Source organism: Acinetobacter sp. ANC 4648 (assembly GCF_002135345.1).
Classification (GTDB): Bacteria; Pseudomonadota; Gammaproteobacteria; order Pseudomonadales; family Moraxellaceae; genus Acinetobacter.
Map to the genome: position 1 here is coordinate 87,872 of NZ_NEGI01000008.1, position 20,160 is coordinate 108,031.

17 protein-coding genes are annotated in these 20,160 nt (G+C 37.6%); 14 read left to right on the forward strand and 3 right to left on the reverse strand.

Translation table 11 applies throughout. The features are described from left to right. Positions 1-211: 211 nt before the first annotated feature. Both B9T27_RS13265 and B9T27_RS13270 read right to left on the reverse strand, forming a co-directional pair. Positions 212-1,483 (reverse strand): OprD family outer membrane porin, encoded by a 1,272-nt coding sequence (locus B9T27_RS13265; protein WP_086207289.1) that lies wholly within the window; start codon positions 1,481-1,483, stop codon positions 212-214. Positions 1,484-1,715: 232 nt separating this feature from the next. After that, on the reverse strand, positions 1,716-4,118 hold the full coding sequence (locus B9T27_RS13270; protein ID WP_086207290.1) for an arylsulfatase: 2,403 nt from the start codon (positions 4,116-4,118) through the stop codon (positions 1,716-1,718). Positions 4,119-4,698: 580 nt separating this feature from the next. On the opposite strand from B9T27_RS13270, the gene B9T27_RS13275 reads away from it, so the two are divergent. The 4 genes from B9T27_RS13275 to B9T27_RS13290 all read left to right on the forward strand — a co-directional run bounded on the left by B9T27_RS13275 (position 4,699) and on the right by B9T27_RS13290 (position 9,747). Continuing rightward, positions 4,699-6,459, forward strand: a complete 1,761-nt coding sequence (locus B9T27_RS13275) for a sigma-54-dependent Fis family transcriptional regulator (protein WP_086207291.1) — start codon at positions 4,699-4,701, stop codon at positions 6,457-6,459. 295 nt (positions 6,460-6,754) lie between these two features. Then, positions 6,755-8,209, forward strand: a complete 1,455-nt coding sequence (locus B9T27_RS13280; RefSeq protein ID WP_086207292.1) for a benzaldehyde dehydrogenase — start codon at positions 6,755-6,757, stop codon at positions 8,207-8,209. Between the two features lie 61 nt (positions 8,210-8,270). Then, the gene (locus B9T27_RS13285; protein WP_086207293.1) at positions 8,271-8,639 is read left to right on the forward strand and encodes a cupin domain-containing protein; all 369 of its coding nucleotides are present in this window, start codon (positions 8,271-8,273) and stop codon (positions 8,637-8,639) included. A 202-nt stretch (positions 8,640-8,841) separates the two neighbouring features. Continuing rightward, positions 8,842-9,747, forward strand: coding sequence for a formylglycine-generating enzyme family protein (locus tag B9T27_RS13290; protein WP_086207356.1), 906 nt, complete (start codon positions 8,842-8,844; stop codon positions 9,745-9,747). Between the two features lie 394 nt (positions 9,748-10,141). On the opposite strand, the gene pcaU is transcribed toward B9T27_RS13290, so the two are convergent. Continuing rightward, on the reverse strand, positions 10,142-10,966 hold the full coding sequence (gene pcaU / locus B9T27_RS13295) for an IclR family transcriptional regulator PcaU (protein WP_086207294.1): 825 nt from the start codon (positions 10,964-10,966) through the stop codon (positions 10,142-10,144). 289 nt (positions 10,967-11,255) lie between these two features. On the opposite strand from pcaU, the gene B9T27_RS13300 reads away from it, so the two are divergent. The 10 genes from B9T27_RS13300 (at position 11,256) to aroD (ending at position 20,147) form a co-directional block, all read left to right on the forward strand. Further along, positions 11,256-11,927 (forward strand): 3-oxoacid CoA-transferase subunit A, encoded by a 672-nt coding sequence (locus B9T27_RS13300; RefSeq protein WP_086207295.1) that lies wholly within the window; start codon positions 11,256-11,258, stop codon positions 11,925-11,927. 21 nt (positions 11,928-11,948) lie between these two features. Next, a complete protein-coding gene (locus tag B9T27_RS13305; protein ID WP_086207296.1) occupies positions 11,949-12,614 on the forward strand; it encodes a 3-oxoacid CoA-transferase subunit B in 666 nt (221 codons plus the stop codon). Positions 12,615-12,644: 30 nt separating this feature from the next. Further along, positions 12,645-13,868 carry a 3-oxoadipyl-CoA thiolase gene (gene pcaF, locus B9T27_RS13310; RefSeq protein WP_086207297.1) on the forward strand — a complete coding sequence of 408 codons (1,224 nt, stop codon included), beginning with the start codon at positions 12,645-12,647 and terminating at the stop codon, positions 13,866-13,868. Continuing rightward, on the forward strand, positions 13,865-15,223 hold the full coding sequence (pcaB, locus tag B9T27_RS13315) for a 3-carboxy-cis,cis-muconate cycloisomerase (protein WP_086207298.1): 1,359 nt from the start codon (positions 13,865-13,867) through the stop codon (positions 15,221-15,223). The genes pcaF and pcaB overlap by 4 nt, the downstream gene beginning before the upstream one ends. Then, positions 15,220-16,008, forward strand: a complete 789-nt coding sequence (gene pcaD / locus B9T27_RS13320; RefSeq protein WP_086207299.1) for a 3-oxoadipate enol-lactonase — start codon at positions 15,220-15,222, stop codon at positions 16,006-16,008. The genes pcaB and pcaD overlap by 4 nt, the downstream gene beginning before the upstream one ends. Before the next feature lie 38 nt (positions 16,009-16,046). Further along, positions 16,047-17,402: an MFS transporter gene (locus B9T27_RS13325; RefSeq protein ID WP_086207300.1), complete on the forward strand. Its 1,356-nt coding sequence runs from the start codon at positions 16,047-16,049 to the stop codon at positions 17,400-17,402. A 12-nt stretch (positions 17,403-17,414) separates the two neighbouring features. Beyond that, entirely contained in the window at positions 17,415-17,819 is a 405-nt protein-coding gene (pcaC, locus tag B9T27_RS13330; protein WP_086207301.1) for a 4-carboxymuconolactone decarboxylase, read from the forward strand. A gap of 25 nt (positions 17,820-17,844) precedes the next feature. Further along, positions 17,845-18,570 carry a protocatechuate 3,4-dioxygenase subunit beta gene (gene pcaH, locus B9T27_RS13335; protein WP_086207302.1) on the forward strand — a complete coding sequence of 242 codons (726 nt, stop codon included), beginning with the start codon at positions 17,845-17,847 and terminating at the stop codon, positions 18,568-18,570. A 17-nt stretch (positions 18,571-18,587) separates the two neighbouring features. Next, complete coding sequence (gene pcaG / locus B9T27_RS13340) at positions 18,588-19,217, forward strand: protocatechuate 3,4-dioxygenase subunit alpha (RefSeq protein ID WP_086207303.1); 630 nt, start codon at positions 18,588-18,590, stop codon at positions 19,215-19,217. A 120-nt stretch (positions 19,218-19,337) separates the two neighbouring features. Next, entirely contained in the window at positions 19,338-20,147 is an 810-nt protein-coding gene (aroD, locus tag B9T27_RS13345) for a type I 3-dehydroquinate dehydratase (protein WP_416224409.1), read from the forward strand. Positions 20,148-20,160: the final 13 nt, after the last annotated feature.

The following is a 20,160-nucleotide window of genomic DNA, read 5'->3' on the forward strand; positions in this document are numbered from 1 at the left end:
TGCTATGCCATCTCTCAGCCATAGAGAGTATCAATCAAGAAATATGCCAAAAATAAGTCATTGATTTAAATTAATTATTTTTTAATACTAATTTATTTGTGTCTTTTTTATAGACGCATGTCTAAAAATAAGACACTGGAATAAATCTGACAGACTCACTTAAAGACGTCTGTCGATGAAATGATTAAAAATCGTAATTTGTGACAGCTGATTATTTGAACTTCCACGTATAATCTATGTTAAAGCGTGTTTCATTCGCAGATTTAAAAGTAGGCCGAGATCCAAAGTTATTATCATAATTTGCATAACGACCTCGGAAATTTAGCCCTTTGAATGTACCTGTTTGGATTTGGTAAATCAGGTCGAATCCCAGTTCTTTTTCATATAATTCTTTGTCTTTTAATTCTGTAATATGATCAAGGCGAATATCTTTGCCATAAGTATAACGTGTCATGGCTTTCAGCCCAGGAACATAATCTTTAAAATTATAGTCATAGCGAATCGTGTAGGCTTTTTCATTTTGATTAAGAAAGTCTGTTGCCCAAGAGTCCATATATGTTGCTGTTTCTCCACCACTTAAATAAGGAAAAGCAGTATCACCTGAGTTATGAATATACCCAACACTGAATTTATGATTGTTTTTAGATAAACCTAAAATAAAGTTTCCGTGATGATTATCAATTTTTCCTGCCATTTTTTGACCCGTATCCACGGTTCTAAAATAACGGAAATCTGTTGAAAGATTCATTTCATTATTCATCGGGTAAATATGATTGAGCCCTAAATAATATTGACAATAAATATCGTCTAAATTGGCATGAAATAAAGAAATTTCAGTTTGAGGATTTAGTGAGTAATTTGTACCGATATAATAAAGATGATCACTTTCTATTGGTTTAAAACGGCCATTGGCAGGAATTAATTTAATTTTTTCATAATTTGTAGAATCCCTATGATTTACTTGATCAAGATATGTCATTTCTATTTTTATTTTTTCAAGATCCTTAGAAATAAGCTGTAGACCTCGATAAGCTTGAGGTAAAGCCCGACTAAATGATGCTATAACAACAGGCGTTTTGGGAAATAATGTTCCATATTTTAATTCTGTCTCTGCGTATTTAAATTTTACAGTCGCTGCAATTTCTGCAAAAGTATCTGTAGGCTCACCAGTTTTTAAATCGATAGGCAGCATTCCTGTGCCACGTGAATGTTCTGCATCGCCCCAGAGTTTAATTCCAAGACCTGCATAAAGATCAACACCAGCCCCAATTAAACCCTCCGTATAGCCTGAGTTTAAATTTAAAATTAATCCTTGAGCCCATTCTTTAGAGGCTACTTGAGGGACATTTTTTCCAATATAATTTCGATCAATATAAACATTTTTAGTCGTCAACGTTGCTATAGATTGATCAATAAGTTGTGCATTTACTGAACTTGTCGCGACTAAACTTAAGTAAAGTAAAGTAAAAGTGAAATGTTTCATTGAAATTTTCCTTAATGGATTTAAATACGCAACGATCCTGTTGCTATAAAGTTTTTTAGATGGAATAATTTTTTTAACGATATTTAGGTTAAAAAAGACAAGACTCCACCAACGACTTTGCAAATAATGAAAAGTCGTCTATTAGGTTTGAAAGTGAAGACATATTCTTTAGAAGCGCAGATTTTTAGGTCATATCTACTAAGCTGAAACAGTTAAACTTAAAATGAGAAAATTAATTTGTATATTTCACATTTAAGTTTTTAATGCTTCCGTTATAAGCAAAAGGAGCTTGATCATAATAAGCTTGTGAGACAGGTGAACCGACATCTGAGCCTATATCGAAAGTTTCATTGACTGTAAATCCAAAAGAAACTAATTTGGGCACTGTACCTTGGGCAAAGGGCTGACCATTGACTAAAATTTGTAAATCACCCGATGATAAGTGCTGAATTCCTTCAATAGAGGGCTTTTTATTAAGGATGACTTCAATTTTTAAATCACCTATAGGCAATTTATTTGTACTTTTAATTTTAGTGTGTTCAATTTCAAATGCGTTATATTCATAATGCAAAATACCATCTTGAATAAATAAGCTAACACCACCGCCAAAGCCCCCCATTGCAAATAAAACACCATTGGCATTTTCAGGATTTTTAACATCAATGGTCAGTTTGTTATTTCGGCTCGCTAAACGTGGTGCTGTGAACTCAGGAATACGTGTAATTACAGACTTATAATTGTATTCTGTAGCGGGGTTAACCGTCATTTTATCTGGATGAATCATGGTATAGAGCGCACCACCAATAGGTAAGTTTTTATTTTTACGAGATTCATCCATGAAGTTGTTTTTCAATGCTTCCAATTTTTCTGGGTATCTTGTTGCTAAATCATTGGCTTGAGTAAAGTCCTCTTTTAAGTTGTAGAGTTCCCATACATCTTTATTTGGTGTCCATGTTGCCATACCTGGATTCGCTGCGCTCCAAGGAATACGTGGCCCAAACGTACCTGCTATCCAACCATCTTTATAAATTGCACGACTACCCATAATATCGAAGAATTGGGTGTGTTTTTGTGCTTTCGCTTTTGCATGATTAAAGGTATAAGCCATACTAATGCCATCTAGCGTATCTTGTTGAAAACCATTTACCACTTTAGGTGGAGTGATATTTAACAACTCATAAATCGTTGGGGCGATATCATTGACATGATGGAATTGAGATCGAAAATGAGGATCTGCTTTTATTTTTCTAGGCCAAGACACGGCTAAGGGTTGACGTGTCCCCCCAAATGTTGACGCGACTAATTTAGTTCCTTTAAATGGTGTAGAACCCGCCCATGCCCATCCAGCATGGTACATACTGCTCGTTTTGGCAGTACCCAATGCATCTAGTCCATCTAGCTCATCATTGAGCACACGAATATGATCATCAATTTTACTCGGTATTCGGTTGAGTACGAGCATTTCACTAATCGTACCTTGTAAGCCTTCTGCACTAGAACCATTGTCACCCCAAATATAATAAACCAACGTATTATCAGCTACCCCTATATCATCAAGACCATTTAAAATACGTCCAACGTTATAGTCAGTGTGCTCCACAAAGCCAGCAAAGACTTCCATTAATCGTGTTTGAAACGCGCGTTCATTCTGAGGGATGCTATCCCAAGCAGGTAATGAATCTGGTCGAGGTGTTAATGTTGCATTTTTAGGAATAAAACCTAATTTTTTTTGTCGTTCAAAAGCAACCTTACGGTATTCATCCCATCCTGCATCGAATTTTCCTTTATATTTATCCGCCCACTTTTTATCGACTTGATGAGGACCGTGTACAGCACCTGGAGCCCAATACATCAGTAATGGTTTATTTGGACTTAATGTTTTTTGTGTTTTCATCCAGCCAATCATATGATCCGTAAGATCATCGGTAAGGTGATATTCACCTTGAGACGTTTTTGCAGGCTTATCAATGTAGCTTGTATTCAAAATGAGCGATGGATCGTATTGAGACGCTTCTCCGCCAAAAAAGCCATAAAAATGCTCAAAACCATAATTTGTTGGCCAATAGTCGAACGGTCCAGCTTGTGTCGTGTGTGCTGTAGGTGTGTTATGCCATTTACCAAAAGCTGCTGTACTGTAGCCATAATTTTTAAGTACTTCAGCGAAAGTTGCAGAAGTTTTAGGAATAACACCACTAAAACCATCCCAATCGTTAGCAAGTTCAGTAATTTGACCATTGCCTACACGGGTATGATTACGCCCAGTCAGTAATGCCGCGCGAGTAGGGGAACACATAGCAGTTGAGTGAAACTGATTATATGAAATCCCTTGATTGGCGACACGACTTAAGTTGGGGGTATGAATTAAACCACCATAGGTATCCGGAATGCCAGGTCCGACATCATCGAGTAATATAATTAAAATATTCGGTGCATCTGCGGGAAGTTTTTGTTGTTCAATACGGCGAATATGTGTTGATTCTTCCATCGTATCTTTAGCAATACTAGCTGTAGGCGTTGATGGAAATGGTAAAATATCTTGTGAAACAGCGATAACGGGAATACCTCCAATGAGGCTAGAAAGTGGTAAAAGCAATATATTAATTTGCTTAATTTTAAATTTACTAAAAATTTTCATCAACGTAGCTCCTTTACATTAACAATAAAAATGATTGAGTAATACGATCATTACCGAATAGCATCCTTCTTATCCCTGCTATTTTGCATGAACTGTGCCAATAATTAAAAATTAATTAAATCAATTGGTTATTTCTTTATATTTTTTGGTGTGTATAGATAGTTAACGGTTAGTTACATATTATGTCCAAATTTAAAACATATGATCATGGTGGATCTAATAATAAAAGTGAATATTCTGAACTGAAACCGAATTGATTAACTTTTTTATATAAATTATATATGCATGTGGAGCACAATTTATTTTTGAGTGAAAACTAAAATTATTAAAAAAAATAAATATTATATCAATTTTTACATATATTTTTATTATTACTGGTTTAATTTTTTATCTAGATTTTAAATGTATTTTATTATGCTTAAAATGACTATTATCAATCAACATTGCTTATTTTATAATTAAGAAGAGACGTAAAAATATTTATTGAATTAAATTTAGTCATAATGGGCTGACGAAACTTATTAAATAATTATTTAATTACATATATCGATCATTATATTATGTTCTAAAAGGGATTTTTATGAATAATTTGATTGAACAGCAATCATGGGAAAGTATAAAGTATGATTTTTTCGAGTTAGGGATTAGACCTGAAATCGAAGCGTATCAGATACCAATTTTAGACTCATGGCAAAATTCAAAAAATGCAGGTTTAACACCATATAGCTCAGTGGTTAGTCAACGAAATTTTGAAATTAAATTATTAACATGTGATGACCACCAGCTTGCTAAACTGACACAACCTTATTTAGAAGATATTTTTAACTTATATAGACAGCAAGATATTAGTGTTTTTTTGATTAATAATGCTGGTTTGATTGTTAAAGAATTACACGATGATATTACAGACGATCTTTATAGTTTTCTTAAAGTAGGTAGAGTCGTATCCGAAGAAAATTTTGGTACGATTGCTCCTATTTGTAGTATCGATACTCGATTACCCATGACTCTAAATGGTCACCAACATTATTTAAAAGAATTTTCTTCATTTTCATGCGCTTCTGTCCCTATTTTTAATGGGCAGGGAGATGTTCTTGGCGCATTGGATATTACCTCGAAAACCTCAATTTCTACAGGTAATTGGTTGCATCATTTGCTTTATCAGTCTTATAAGTTTGAGAATGATTTTATAAGTAAATCACAAGAAGCGATCTATATTTTGTATTTTCAAAATACACCAGATCTAATCGCTAGCGCATATACAGGAGTCATTGGATTTAACCAATATGGTCAAATTACGCATATGAATCAGGTAGCAAGTCAATTGATCGGCTGTAGTGTCAAAGATGTATTGGGTATTGAAATTGCACACATATTTGAAAATATTGAATCTTCAATGCATAAAATTGGTGATATCCAATTACTCAAGAAAAATGATCATGCATTTTGTTATGCCAAAGTGATTCATCCACAGAAAAAAAAGAGTCAAGTAGGGGATGTTAAATTACAAAAATGTATCCGCGCCATTCAGGCGAATATTCCTATTTTAATTACGGGGGAAACAGGGACAGGGAAAGAGTTTCTAGCACAACAAATCCATGATAAATTTGAAAATCTACCCTTTATTTCAATTAATTGTGGTGCAATACCTGATAATTTACTTGAGGCAGAATTATTCGGATATGAGGGTGGTGCATTTACTGGTGCAAAAGCCAAAGGGCAGATTGGCTTGGTAGAAATGGCAAATGGCGGTTTCTTATTTTTAGATGAATTGGGTGATTTACCTATTCACTTACAAGTCAAAGTCTTACGTGTGTTGCAAGACAATACGTTTTATCGAGTTGGTGGTCGCACAGCCTTAAAATCTAATTTTAAACTTATTTGTGCAACCAATCGAAAGCTGAAAGATTTAGTCGATCAAGGATTATTTCGTAGTGATTTATATTATCGTATTCGGGGTTATGAAATTGAGTTGAGTCCGCTGAGAGATCGGGATGATAAGCTCACGATTGCAAATACTATTTTGGCAAATTTAGGTGATTATCGCTATTCAGACAAAGTTAAAGTGCAGATTTTAAATTATCCTTGGCCGGGGAATATTCGTGAACTCATGAATGTACTTAAAATATCTGCTGTTTTTTCAGATGATGACATTATTACTGAACTGTTATTACAGGATGAATCTTCCGTAGAAATGGTCCAGATCCAGCAGAAATCTGACTTAGAAGATTTAACCAGAGAAACTGTTAAACGTGTTTATCAAGAAGAAAATATGAATGTAACTAAAGTTGCAAAAAGACTTAAAATTTCGAGATCAACAGTTTATAAGTATTTAAAGTAGCTATTGTCAGTAAGCATTTTTGCTCATTTTTAGTTTTTATTAAGCATATGAATAATTAATAAAATAGAGTGTCTTATTTTTGGACATTCTATTTTTATTATTTGTCAGAAATATAGACAAAAAATCACCATGCTTTTATATGCTTTTGAATTTTATTGAAATATTTTTTGGCATGCTATATGCATATACTCAATATATCTAACACAATATATTGGTTTTTACCTATATTGGAAGGGATTTCGACGTAAATCGTGATTGTGTTTTGATCACATTTAAATGAGTTAAGGATAGAAAAATGAGTATATTAGCAACTGAAATTTGGGAAAATCGTTTTTTTAATGGTCAATGGACAGTCGCAGAAAAAAACTATGCGGTGACTGAAGTGGCAACAGGCGATCCATTGGGCGTCATGGGCTATGCTCAGCCAAGTGATGTTGAGTACTCTGCACAACAAGCGAAAATTGCTCAAGAAAAATGGTGGACATTGTCATACCAAGAACGTGCACAAATTTTTGAAAATGCAATTCAAGTGGCGATTGATCATAAAGCTGACATCATCGAATGGCTGATCAAAGAAAGTGGCTCGATTGTCATGAAAGCAAGTTTTGAAACCGATTTAGCCATTCAAGCGCTTAAAAATGCGATGACCTTACCATCGAGTGTTCAAGGTTCAGTACTTCCAACGCAAAATGGAAAATTAAGTTTGGCAAAGCGTCTGCCACTAGGTGTAGTTGGTGTGATTTCACCTTTTAATTTTCCATTGTATTTAGCGATTCGTGCGGTTGCTCCTGCCTTGGCATTGGGTAATGCCGTGGTGTTAAAGCCGGATGAGCGTACAGCAGTGTGTAGTGGTTTTGTCATCGCACGCATTTTTGAACTTGCAGGTTTGCCAAAAGGTTTACTGCATGTTTTACCGGGTGGTGCTGAGGTTGGCGAAGCGTTGGTGAATGATTCGAATATTGCGAGCATTCAGTTTACAGGTTCAACTGAAGTCGGTCGTATTATTGGTGCAGGTGCAGGGCGCACATTAAAAAAAGTATCTTTAGAATTAGGCGGTAAAAACTCACTGTTAATTTTAGATGATGCTGATATTGAACTTGCGGCACAAAATATTGCTTGGGGGGTGTTTCTACACTCAGGGCAGATTTGTATGACTTCAGGCAAGATATTGATTCATCAATCAATTTTCGAAGCCGTTAAGCTACGTGTGGTTGAAAAAGTGCAACAATTGAGGATGGGTAACCCAATGGATTCAAGTGTGAACATTGGTCCATTAATCAATCAAAGACAATGCCAACGTGTCGAAGGACTTGTTCAAACTGCGATTACTGCGGGCGCAAAACTCGAAGTGGGTGGTAAAGCAAACGGTGTATTCTTTGAGCCAACTGTGTTGTCTCAGGTTACGCAAGACAATCCTATTTTCGAACAAGAAATTTTTGGTCCTGTCGCTGTCCTCATTCCATTTGCAACAGATGAAGAAGCGATAGCATTAGCTAATCTAGGGGATTATGGTTTATCCGCAGGTATTATTACCTCTAATGTTAGTCATGGCATGCAAGTGGCACAATCTTTAAAGGTCGGTTTATTACACATCAATAATCAAACAGTTAATGATGAAACACTGAATCCATTTGGTGGTTTTGGTGCATCAGGTAACGGTACGCGCATTGGTGGGCCTGCAAATGTGGATGAATTTACCCAATGGCAATGGATGACGATTCAGGCACAAGCGCCGAATTACCCATTTTAATCATTACTCATTTTTAACGTAATGAATTGATATCATTTAATGGAATAAACAGGAGTTTCACATGGAGAGTCATTCACAAGTGATCACAATGGATAGCAATCGTATGCCTTGGCAGGAATTACCTATTCCTGAGCTTGATGCAAGTATTTTTATGAAACCGTTGTTTTTAGACAATATGACGGGGATGTCAATTTCTAAAGCCTGTTATAAAGCAGGTTTTATGAATAAATCTCATACGCATCATTGTGCGCATGGCATGTATGTTTTAGATGGCATTTTAGTGACTTCGGTTGGTGAATTTGCTCCCGGAAGCTTTGTATGGTTTCCTGAAGGTGAAACCATGTTTCATGGCGCTCAAGAAGATAATGATGTGACTTTCTTATTCATTACTGATAAGAACTTTGATATTCATTATGACAACATTGAATAATTAGTATCTTGATCGAAATAAAGAAAGACTAATTAGATAGATAAGTCTTTGAAACGTATGTCGGGTGTTATGTATTTTTTAAATATAGCACCCTTTTAATTGAGTTTTTGAAATGAAAAGCCAATTCCCATTATTTCGTAAGCTATGTTTTTCAACAGTAATAATACTTTCTGCTTGCAATTCAAATATTAATTTAAATCAAATGAGTAAAGATAATACAGTCTTGGGTAATTTGATTAAATGTGATGCATATAGTGGCTTACCACAGCAATGGTTAGCAACCAAACATGCTGGAATGATCCTGATTAAAGGTGGTACTTTTCAGATCGGTAGCAATGATCATTACCCTGAAGAAAGGTCCGTTTTCCAAAGTGAAAGAACAGTTGAAGACTTTTGGATTGATGCCACTGAAGTGACAAATGCGCAATTTCGTAGTTTTATTCAAGCGACGGGTTATATGACTGAAGCTGAGCAGCAGGGTGAAGCAGCTGTATTTATACAGCCAACGCAAGCAGTTGATGAATTAACATGGTGGAAGTTAGTACCGAGTGCGAATTGGAAACAACCCACAGGTCCTAATTCTAGACCTATTGCAGACAATGAGCCTGTCCGCATGATCACCTTAAAAGACGCTATGGTTTATGCCGAATGGCTTGGCCGAGAAATCCCAACCGAAGAACAATGGGAGTATGCCGCAAAAGCCTTTACTCAGCAAAGAGATGTGAGTGCATCTTTAGATGAAAAACATATGAATGCTAATGTATGGCAAGGCGAATTCCCTTATAAAAATGATAAAATAGATAATTTTGCTGATGTGGCACCTGTAGGTTGCTTCGAAGCAAATGAGTTTGGACTATATGATATGATTGGCAATGTTTGGGAATATACACAAACCCCTTTTATTGGTAGTCATGATGATCATATGGGGACAGAACAACAATTACACGCTCATAAAACTAAGGTATTTAATAGCTATACAATTAAAGGTGGTTCCTATCTATGCGCATCGAATTACTGTGCTCGTTTTAGAGCTTCTGCGAGGCAGCCACAAGAAATAAATCTCGCCATTAGTCATGTCGGATTTAGAACTATTAGCAAAATTGACTAATTTTTTCTTTATTCAAGCTTGTTGAACAAACTTATATAAAGGTGCGTTCAGTAATGTATATCTAGAATGAATAAGCTACCTTCACTCTCCTAGGCAAATTTAGTCTATTTTTTTGCATAGGAGAGATCATTATGAGTGGACAAGGATATACCTCATAATTTAAAAATAAAGCTGTTATGTTAGAAATACAACAAAGCCCTAGTATTCACCAATTACTCAACCACTGAGAAAAATATCGATTAATAAGAAAAAAGACATGGGTACAGATGTACGTACTATTATTAATTTTAAAAACATGAATGTTCATCCAAGTTCAATTGAACTGTATTGAATTTACTTTAGGTCTATTTATTACAAAACTGAATACGTGATAGAAACTTAAAAGTAGTTTTACTTAAATTACATTTCGTAATTCTCGAGCCGTTTCCAATAACAGAGGCATAATTTTTTGAACTAAATACTCCTTGGTTGTCTTTGCTGTCGGTGAAACAATATTTAATGCGGCAACCACATTTCCTTTTGGACTATGAATAGGCACGGCAAGTGCATGAACACCAAGTTCGTGCTCTTCGTTTGAATAGCACCAATCTTGCTCTTTAATTTCCTCAAGAATTGTCAGAAATGTATCATTATCAGTACAGCTAAATTTAGTTAGTCTTTTCAATGGATATCTTTCCAACCATTTTTTTTGTTCTTCTAGATCTAGATAGGCGAGTAAAACTTTACCTGCGGATGTTGCATGTGCAGGTAAACGGTTGCCCAAATGTAATCCATAAGGATTGACTCGATCGGTTTGTTGATGGGCGGCACTTCGAGCAATAGTAATGGCTTCATAACCGTCTAATACCATCACTGAATATATAAGCGATGTTTGAGTGCTAAGTAAATTTAACAAAGGTTGGCAAATTTTAGGTAATTGCGAACCGCTTAAATAAGCACCTGAAAATTTTAATATTTTAGGTGCTAAATAGTAATAATAACCATCAAATTCTAAATATCCCAAATATTCAAGAGTAAGTAAATGTCGACGGGCAGCTGCGCGCGTCATACCTGTTTTTTCAGCAGCTATACTGATATTTAAACGATGACGTTCAGCTCCGAAACAATCTAATATAGCCAGACCTTTACTGATACCAGAAATAAAATCTTCATGTCGAATTTTTTTTTGGTTATCTGAATTTTGTAAGATTTTTTTATCTTCTAATTTTGATATATACATGAAGTTGCCTTTAGTTCCATGATTAAATGATGCTTTAAGATCAATAGTAATCGAGTCATTATCTAGTATATTAAAAAAATAGATTAAATGTTCGATCATCGAACATATTTACTAAATATCGAACAAAACTGCTTTTTTACAGTAGATGTACCATCAAAAAAAATGAAGAATAAATAAAGGAATTCTAATTAAAATACTCGGGATTTAGTGATTCAAATTTGATATGACTTATCTATTTTAAATATTAATTTCCATCTTATTTTATGTATCGTACAAACGGAGTTGTCTAATGATTAATAAAAGCACTGCCTCATTAACAGAAGCACTCTCTCAAATCAAAGATGGCTCCACCATCATGATTGGTGGATTCGGAACCGCAGGCCAACCCGCTGAACTAATTGACGGTCTCATCGAATTGGGAATTAAAGACCTGATTATTGTGAACAACAATGCGGGCAATGGTGATTATGGCTTAGCTAAACTGCTGAAAGCAGGTGCAGTGCGTAAAATCATTTGTTCTTTCCCGCGTCAATCTGACTCTTATGTTTTCGATGAACTTTATCATGCTGGCAAAATTGAATTAGAGCTGGTTCCACAAGGGAATCTCGCTTGTCGTATTCAAGCTGCTGGTATGGGTTTAGGCCCGGTCTATACCCCAACAGGTTTTGGGACATTGCTGGCTGAAGGCAAACCAACTATGCATTATGAAGGTAAGGATTACGTATTAGAAAATCCGATTCGTGCTGACTTTGCTTTGATTAAAGCACATCAAGGTGATCGTTGGGGCAACTTGGTATACCGTAAATCTGCACGTAATTTTGGTCCTATCATGGCTATGGCCGCAGATATCACCATTGCACAAGTTTCTGAAGTGGTTGAACTTGGTGCTTTAGATCCTGAACATATTATTACCCCCGGTATTTTTGTACAGCATGTTGTTGCTGTAAAACCAGCACAGTAACGATCAACGGAGATCTAAATCATGAGTTATAGCAAACTAAGCCGTGACCAAATTGCTGCACGTGTAGCCCAAGATATTCCAGATGGCGCTTATGTCAATTTAGGCATTGGTTTACCCACCAAAATTTCTAATTATTTACCTGCAGATAAAGATGTATTTTTACACTCTGAAAATGGTCTATTGGCTTTTGGTCCACCACCAGCTGAACAAGATCGTGACCCTGAGCTGATTAATGCAGGTAAAGAATTCGTAACACTGCTGGAAGGCGGTTCATTCTTCCATCACGGAGATTCATTCGCGATGATGCGCGGTGGCCACTTAGATATTGCTGTGCTGGGCGCATTCCAAGTGGCAGCCAATGGTGATTTGGCCAATTGGCATACTGGCGCAGCCAATGCCATTCCCGCGGTGGGTGGTGCAATGGATTTAGCTGTTGGTGCGAAAAAAGTATTTATTACCACAGACCACGTCACCAAAAAAGGCGAACCCAAGATTGTGGCGGAATTGTCTTATCCTGCAACGGGTTTGAAATGTGTTGATCGGATTTATACTGATCTTTGCGTGATTGATGTGACAGTAGATGGTTTAAAAGTACTTGAAAAAGTGGAAGGCCTTTCTTTCGAAGAACTCCAAGCCATGACTGGTGCCACGCTTATAGATGCAACCACTGATACGGCTCACGCTTAAGTCAATACAGAATTCTGGATAATCAACAAAATGAAAAATGCCTATATCGTAGATGCGATTCGCACCCCATTTGGCCGCTATGCTGGTGATCTTGCCGCTGTACGTGCTGATGACCTCGGTGCATTACCGATTAAAGCCTTGATGGAACGCAATCCATCGGTGAATTGGGAACTGGTGGATGACGTAATTTACGGCTGTGCTAACCAAGCGGGTGAAGACAACCGTAATGTAGGTCGCATGTCTGCACTACTTGCAGGTGTGCCGTATCAAGTGCCTGCAACCACAGTCAATCGTCTTTGTGGCTCATCAATGGATGCCATTGCCATGGCAGCACGCGCGATTAAAGCGGGTGAAGCGCATTTAATTATTGCTGGGGGTGTAGAGAGTATGTCTCGTGCACCATTGGTGATGGGTAAATCAGATACCGCTTTCGGTCGTGGTCAAAAATTAGAAGACACCACCATGGGCTGGCGTTTTATCAATCCAAAGCTGAAAGAAATGTATGGTGTAGACACCATGCCACAAACAGCTGAGAACGTGGCAGAGCAGTTTAATATTAACCGTGCTGATCAAGATCAGTTTGCATTGATCAGCCAACAGCGTACAGCCGCAGCTCAAGCCCGTAGTTTCTTTGACAAAGAAATTGTGCCGGTAGTGATCCCCCAGCGTAAAGGCGAACCTATTGTCGTCGCTCAGGATGAACATCCGCGTGCGACTACAATTGAGGCACTAACTAAGCTTAAACCTGTAGTTAAAGCAGACGGTACAGTAACTGCAGGTAATGCCTCAGGTATTAATGATGGTGCTGCGGCATTACTCATTGCTTCAGATGAAGCGATCGAAAAATACCAACTTAAAGCACGTGCCAAAATTATTGCTGCCACTACAATCGGTGTTGAACCGCGCATTATGGGCTTTGCACCAGCACCAGCCATTCAGAAACTATTAGCACAAACGAGTTTAACCCTTGAGCAAATGGATGTCATTGAACTAAATGAAGCCTTTGCAGCACAAGCGTTGGCAGTGACACGTGAATTGGGTATTAAAGATGGCTCAACACAAGTCAATCCCAATGGTGGAGCGATTGCTTTGGGTCATCCTTTAGGTGCATCGGGTGCACGTTTGGTCACGACAGCATTGAATCAGCTTGAAGCAACGGGTGGAAAGTATGCATTGTGTTCGATGTGTATTGGTGTTGGGCAAGGGATTGCTCTTATTATTCAACGGGTGCAAAGTGAAGGAATCTTGTCATGAGCCACTTATATGCGAGTTTATTTTACCAAGCAGATGTGACTGAAATTTTCAGTGATCAAGCTCTGTTGGGCTATATGATTCAAGCTGAAGTGGCTTTGGCACAAGCACAAGCACAAGTTGGTGTGATTCCTATATCTGCTGCTGCAATGATTGCCGATGTTGCCAACAATCAAGGTATCCAAGCAATTGATTTTAATAATCTTGCAAAAGCAGCAGGACTTGCAGGCAATATCGCAATTCCATTTGTAAAGCAGTTTACAGCAGCAGTTCAAGCTGTCGATGAAGATGCAGCCAGTTACGTGCATTGGGGTGCAACAAGTCAAGATATTCTGGATACAGCGTGTATTTTACAAGTACGTGATGCATTGACTATCATTGAATTTCAATTGCAAAAGGCTTATCAAGCATCTCTCGATTTGGCTGAAAAATATCGTACTCAAGTGATGATTGGACGTACTTGGTTACAACAAGGCCTACCCATTACTTTTGGTCATAAAACTGCACGCTGGGCGGATACTTTTAAACGTGATTTAGAGCGATTAGAGCAGATGAAAACTCGTGTACTCACAGCTCAATTAGGTGGTGCAGTAGGTTCATTAGCTTCATTGTTAGATCAAGGTTCACAGGTTGTTGAAGCTTATGGAACACAACTTAATTTGAGTGTACCAAGCTGTACTTGGCATACTGAGCGAGATCGTATTGTTGAAATTGCAAGCTTTCTTTCCATTGTGGTTGGTAATACGGGGAAAATGGCGCGTGATTGGTCATTGATGATGCAAACAGAAATTGCAGAAGTATGTGAACCGACAGCAAAAGGTCGCGGCGGTTCTTCAACCATGCCGCATAAACGTAATCCTGTTGCTGCTGCATCCATATTGGCAGCCGCTAACCGTGTACCTACACTCATGTCGAGTATATATCAAAGTATGGTGCAAGAACATGAACGTAGCCTTGGTTCTTGGCATGCAGAGTGGCTGGCTTTACCTGAGATTTTTAATCTTTGTGCAGGGACATTACAACGTACAGTTGAGGTGCTAAAAGGCTTAGAAGTCAATACTCAAAACATGCAACGTAATATTGAAACCACACAAGGTTTAATTATGGCAGAAGCTGTGATGATGGCACTTGCTCCTAAAGTTGGTCGTTTAAATGCCCATCATTTGGTTGAGCAAGCATGTAGAAAAGCTGTTGCAGAACAGCGCCATTTATACGCGGTTGTTTGTGAAATAGAACAAGTTCAGCAATATTTTAATCGTGAGCAATTACAACAGATTTTTAAACCAGAATTATATCTCGGAAACATCCAAGATCAAATTGATGCCGTACTTAAAGAAGCCAAAGGAGAGGTAAAGTGATCAACACGATTACCAATCGACAAGGAAAAACATTATCTATACAGATTGATGGATCTAAAGATGCACCCGCCATTATCTTTTCTAATTCTTTAGGTACAGATAAAGGTATGTGGGATCTACAAGCGACCTATTTTAAAGAAAACTATCAAGTGATTCGTTATGACACACGTGGTCATGGCAAAAGTGATGTGATTGATGACACAGATTTAGCCAATTTAGGTGAAGATGTGATCGATATCATGGATACCTTAGATATTAAACAAGCACATTTTTGTGGTATTTCAATGGGTGGGCTAACTGCACTTTGGCTTGGTTTAAATGCACCTACTCGTTTTAAAAGTATCACTGTTGCAAATTCAGCTGCAAAAATTGGCCAAGCAGATACATGGTTAACACGTGCCAATCAAGTTGAGCAAAATGGGTTAGGCGATTTAGTTAAGACAACGCATACACGTTGGTTTAGTGAACAATTTGATTATCAGCATAATGCGCTAGCACAGCAAACTATTCTAAGTCTGGCTTCAACACCTGCAAAGGGTTATGCGAATTCCTGTCGTGCTTTGGCATATGCAAATGTCCGTCATGAATTACCTGAGATTAAAATTCCAACTTTAGTGATTTGTGGCTCGAAAGACCCTGTAACCACAGTAGAAGATAGTGAATTTATTCAACAGCATATACAAAAAAGTGAGCTTGTGTGTTTAGACGCCTCTCATTTATCGAATATTGAATGCTCCGATGAGTTCAGCCAAGTGCTAGATAATTTTATCGATAAAAATCAATAGAATAGTTAAAAAAAGGATTTGGCCTTAAGGAGGCAACAATGGCGTCTCAGGATAGTTATACGCAAAAATTAGGAATTGATGCCCAAACATTGATTAATGATTCACCAATAAGCAAATATCAGTGGTTAATTGCTGTTGTCTGTTTTTTGATTGTTTTTGTTGATGGTATTGATACCGCAGCAATGGGATTTATTGCACCTGCGCTTGCCCAAGACTGGGGGGTTGATCGTTCACAACTTGGCCCAGTGATGAGTGCTGCACTGGGCGGCATGATTTTTGGTGCTTTATTTTCAGGTCCATTGGCTGATCGTTTTGGGCGCAAAATTGTTTTAGCAATTTCAATGCTAATTTTTGGTGGATTTACTTTAGCTTGTGCATATGCAAATGATTTAGACAGCTTGGTGGTCTTTCGCTTTTTAACGGGAATTGGTTTAGGCGCTGCCATGCCGAATGCCACAACGTTATTTTCTGAATATTGTCCTAAACGTAGTCGCTCGTTATTGGTGACCTGTATGTTCTGCGGCTATAACTTAGGTATGGCTGTTGGCGGCTTCTTCAGTAGTTGGCTAATTCCAAATTATGGTTGGCACAGCTTATTTTTAGTTGGTGGATGGTCTCCACTCATTTTGATGTTCTTGGTGATTTTCTTTCTACCTGAATCTTATCGTTACCTAATTTTAAAAGGCAATAAAACCGAACAAGTTAAACAAATTTTAACGCGTATTGCACCACAAAAAGCGGCACATGCAACTGAATTTCACGTTCCAGAAGAACAGTCTGAAAATACCCAGAAAAAAGGTGTATTTGGTATATTGTTTTCAAAAAAATATGCCAAAGGTACATTTTTACTCTGGTTCACCTATTTCATGGGTCTTGTCATTATTTACCTACTGACCAGTTGGTTACCAACCTTAATGCGTGAAACAGGTGCAACCATGGAGCGCGCAGCATTTATTGGTGGTTTATTCCAATTTGGTGGCGTACTGAGTGCCTTGTTCGTAGGTTGGGCGATGGATCGTTTTAATCCAAACCGTGTCATTGCTGGCTTCTATTTTGCTGCTGGGATCTTTGCTTTTATTGTCAGCCAAAGTTTAGGTAATCCAACTTTACTCGCGATTTTCATTCTTTGTGCAGGTATGGCCGTGAATGGTGCACAGTCTGCAATGCCAGTACTCAGTACACGTTTTTATCCAACACAATGTCGTGCAACAGGTGTGGCATGGATGTCAGGTATAGGTCGTTTCGGTGCCGTATTCGGTGCATGGATTGGCGCAGTATTACTCGGAAACAATTGGTCATTTAGCTCAATTCTTAGCATGTTACTGATTCCAGCAACAGCTGCGGCACTGGCCATTCTTATTAAATCATTTGTTGCGCATACCGACGCAACTTAAGAGGTATATGTCATGAATGACGAAGAACGTTACACACAAGGCATTCAAGTTCGTACCGAAGTGTTAGGTGAAAAACACGTTGGACGATCTTTAGAAAATTTGAATGATTTCAATGAAGATTTTCAAAATTTTATTAGTCGTTTTGCGTGGGGTGAAGTGTGGTCACGTCCAGGCATGCCACGTCATACACGTAGCTTGGTGACTATCGCTATATTGTTAGCCTTAGGCCGTAATGATGAATTACGTATGCATATTCGTGCGTGTTTTAACAATGGTGTGACCAAAGACGATTTGAAAGAACTGTTTATTCATTCTTCTTTATATGCGGGTTTACCTGCTGCCAATGCTGCGATGCATATGGCCGAAGAAATTTTTGAAGAAATGGGCATTGCCCCAGAAAAAATCGTTAAGGATTAATTAATAAATTTAAAGGAGAGATCAAATGTCTCAAATTATTTGGGGAGCTTACGCACAGCGTAATAGTGATGACCATCCGCCAGCATATACGCCAGGCTATAAAACCAGTGTATTACGTTCACCTAAAAATGCATTGATTGCCATTGGTGAAACCATTTCTGAAGTGACTGCACCACATTTTTCTACAGATCAGTTTGGGCCGAAAGATAATGACCTAATTTTAAACTGTGCCAATGCAGGATTACCTGTGGGTGAACGCGTGATTGTGCATGGCTATGTCCGTGATCAGTTTGGTCGTCCAGTGAAAAATGCCTTACTTGAAGTTTGGCAAGCCAATGCTTCAGGTCGTTATCGCCATCCAAATGACCAATTTATTGGCTCACTTGATCCTAACTTTGGTGGTTGTGGTCGCATGATGACCGATGAAAATGGCTTCTATATTTTCCGTACCATTAAACCGGGCCCATACCCTTGGCGTAACCGTATTAATGAATGGCGACCTGCACATATTCACTTTTCATTGATTGCGGATGGTTGGGCGCAACGCCTTATTTCACAATTCTATTTTGAGGGGGATACGTTGATCGATTCGTGTCCAATTCTAAAAACCATTCCATCAGAAGAACAGCGTCGAGCACTCATTGCTTTAGAAGATAAAAGTAATTTTATTGAAGCGGATAGTCGTTGTTACCGTTTTGATATTACGTTACGTGGTCGTCGTGCGACTTACTTCGAAAACGAACTACATTAATGGATGGAGTATAAAAAATGAAAGATTGGAATTTTGAAGAATTACATGAGACACCCTCACAAACAGGTGGGCCTTATGTACATATTGGCTTATTGCCTAAACAGGCAGGCATTGAAGTTTTTGAAAATAACTTTAATAACGACCTGGTTAAAAATAATCCACAAGGTCAGCGCATTCGTTTAGAAGGTCAAGTCTTTGATGGTATTGGCGTACCATTACGTGATGTTTTAGTTGAAATTTGGCAGGCAGATGCGAACGGCGTTTATCCAAGCCAAGCGGATTTTCAAAATAAACCTGTCGATGAAAATTTTCATGGTTGGGGTCGAGCAGGTGCTGATTTTAAAACAGGTCTATGGTATTTCAATACCATTAAACCAGGTTCTGTTCCAGGACGTAAAGCCTCTATTCAAGCACCACACATTAACTTAATTATTTTTGCTCGCGGGATTAATACAGGTCTAAATACACGCATTTATTTTGAAGATGAAAGTGATGCCAATGCGAAAGATCCTGTCTTAAATAGCATTGAATGGGAGCCGCGTCGTCAAACCTTAATTGCTAAACGTGAAGAACGTGATGGGGACGTTATTTATCGTTTTGATATTTATATACAAGGCGAAAAAGAAACTGTTTTCTTGGATATCTAATCCAAAAAATCTATTCAGGATATTCGGCAGTCATTTTTTAATACTGCTGAATCACAAGGAAGAAGAATCATGAATTTTAATAAATTAGCCATACAAATATGTTTGGCAGCTTTAATTTCAATGGCTTTTGTTCCATTACATGCGGAAAATTTGAATATCATTACAGCACCGAATATTTATCAGGTTAAAAATCTAAATATTGGTGAACTGCCTGTGAAAACCATTGTACCTATTACTGCAAAAACTGTAGAACAGGCTTTAGCTCAAGCCAAAGTCATTGCAGATAATCCGAATGCAGATATAGCTGAATTTCGAATTGATTTACTGGATTTTGCATCGAATAACAAAGCAGTGATAACACTAGGGAAACAGATAAATCAAATTTTAAAAAATAAACCATTAATTGCCACAATTCGTACTGCGAATGAAGGTGGACAGTTAAAAGTGTCTGATGCTGAATATGAGAAAATTTATACTGCATATCTAAAGCAACCGTTTATGCAATTGCTGGATATTGAAATGTTCCGTGAGCAAGACAGTGTTAAAAAATTGACCCAATTGGCTCATCAAAAAAAGGTTTTGGTGATTATGTCAAATCACGATTTTAATAAAACACCGACTCAACAAGAGATTGAACAGCGTCTATTAAAACAAAATCAACTAGGTGCAGATATATTAAAAATTGCAGTCATGCCGAAGTCTAAACAAGATGTTATGACTTTAATGAATGCCACATTAAATGTGAGTCAACGCAGTAAAAAACCTCTTTTAACTATGTCAATGGGCCGCTTAGGTACTATTTCCCGTATTGCTACTGCAAATATGGGTGGCAGTATGAGTTTTGGCATGATTGGCGAAGCATCTGCACCTGGTCAAATAGATGTAGAGCAATTAAAACAACTTTTAAAAACCGTTCAACCAATACCATAATTTTGGACAAGGA

Excerpts from the sequence above, each read along its gene's own strand:
- pcaU (WP_086207294.1), bottom strand. The coding sequence starts at position 10,966 with ATGTATATATCAAAATTAGAAGATAAAAAAATCTTACAAAATTCAGAT.
- pcaF (WP_086207297.1), top strand. The coding sequence starts at position 12,645 with ATGAAAAATGCCTATATCGTAGATGCGATTCGCACCCCATTTGGCCGC.
- B9T27_RS13280 (WP_086207292.1), top strand. The coding sequence starts at position 6,755 with ATGAGTATATTAGCAACTGAAATTTGGGAAAATCGTTTTTTTAATGGT.
- B9T27_RS13275 (WP_086207291.1), top strand. The coding sequence starts at position 4,699 with ATGAATAATTTGATTGAACAGCAATCATGGGAAAGTATAAAGTATGAT.
- B9T27_RS13285 (WP_086207293.1), top strand. The coding sequence starts at position 8,271 with ATGGAGAGTCATTCACAAGTGATCACAATGGATAGCAATCGTATGCCT.
- pcaG (WP_086207303.1), top strand. The coding sequence starts at position 18,588 with ATGAAAGATTGGAATTTTGAAGAATTACATGAGACACCCTCACAAACA.
- B9T27_RS13325 (WP_086207300.1), top strand. The coding sequence starts at position 16,047 with ATGGCGTCTCAGGATAGTTATACGCAAAAATTAGGAATTGATGCCCAA.
- B9T27_RS13300 (WP_086207295.1), top strand. The coding sequence starts at position 11,256 with ATGATTAATAAAAGCACTGCCTCATTAACAGAAGCACTCTCTCAAATC.
- pcaC (WP_086207301.1), top strand. The coding sequence starts at position 17,415 with ATGAATGACGAAGAACGTTACACACAAGGCATTCAAGTTCGTACCGAA.
- B9T27_RS13305 (WP_086207296.1), top strand. The coding sequence starts at position 11,949 with ATGAGTTATAGCAAACTAAGCCGTGACCAAATTGCTGCACGTGTAGCC.
- B9T27_RS13265 (WP_086207289.1), bottom strand. The coding sequence starts at position 1,483 with ATGAAACATTTCACTTTTACTTTACTTTACTTAAGTTTAGTCGCGACA.
- pcaB (WP_086207298.1), top strand. The coding sequence starts at position 13,865 with ATGAGCCACTTATATGCGAGTTTATTTTACCAAGCAGATGTGACTGAA.
- B9T27_RS13270 (WP_086207290.1), bottom strand. The coding sequence starts at position 4,118 with ATGAAAATTTTTAGTAAATTTAAAATTAAGCAAATTAATATATTGCTT.
- aroD (WP_416224409.1), top strand. The coding sequence starts at position 19,338 with ATGGCTTTTGTTCCATTACATGCGGAAAATTTGAATATCATTACAGCA.
- pcaH (WP_086207302.1), top strand. The coding sequence starts at position 17,845 with ATGTCTCAAATTATTTGGGGAGCTTACGCACAGCGTAATAGTGATGAC.
- B9T27_RS13290 (WP_086207356.1), top strand. The coding sequence starts at position 8,842 with ATGAGTAAAGATAATACAGTCTTGGGTAATTTGATTAAATGTGATGCA.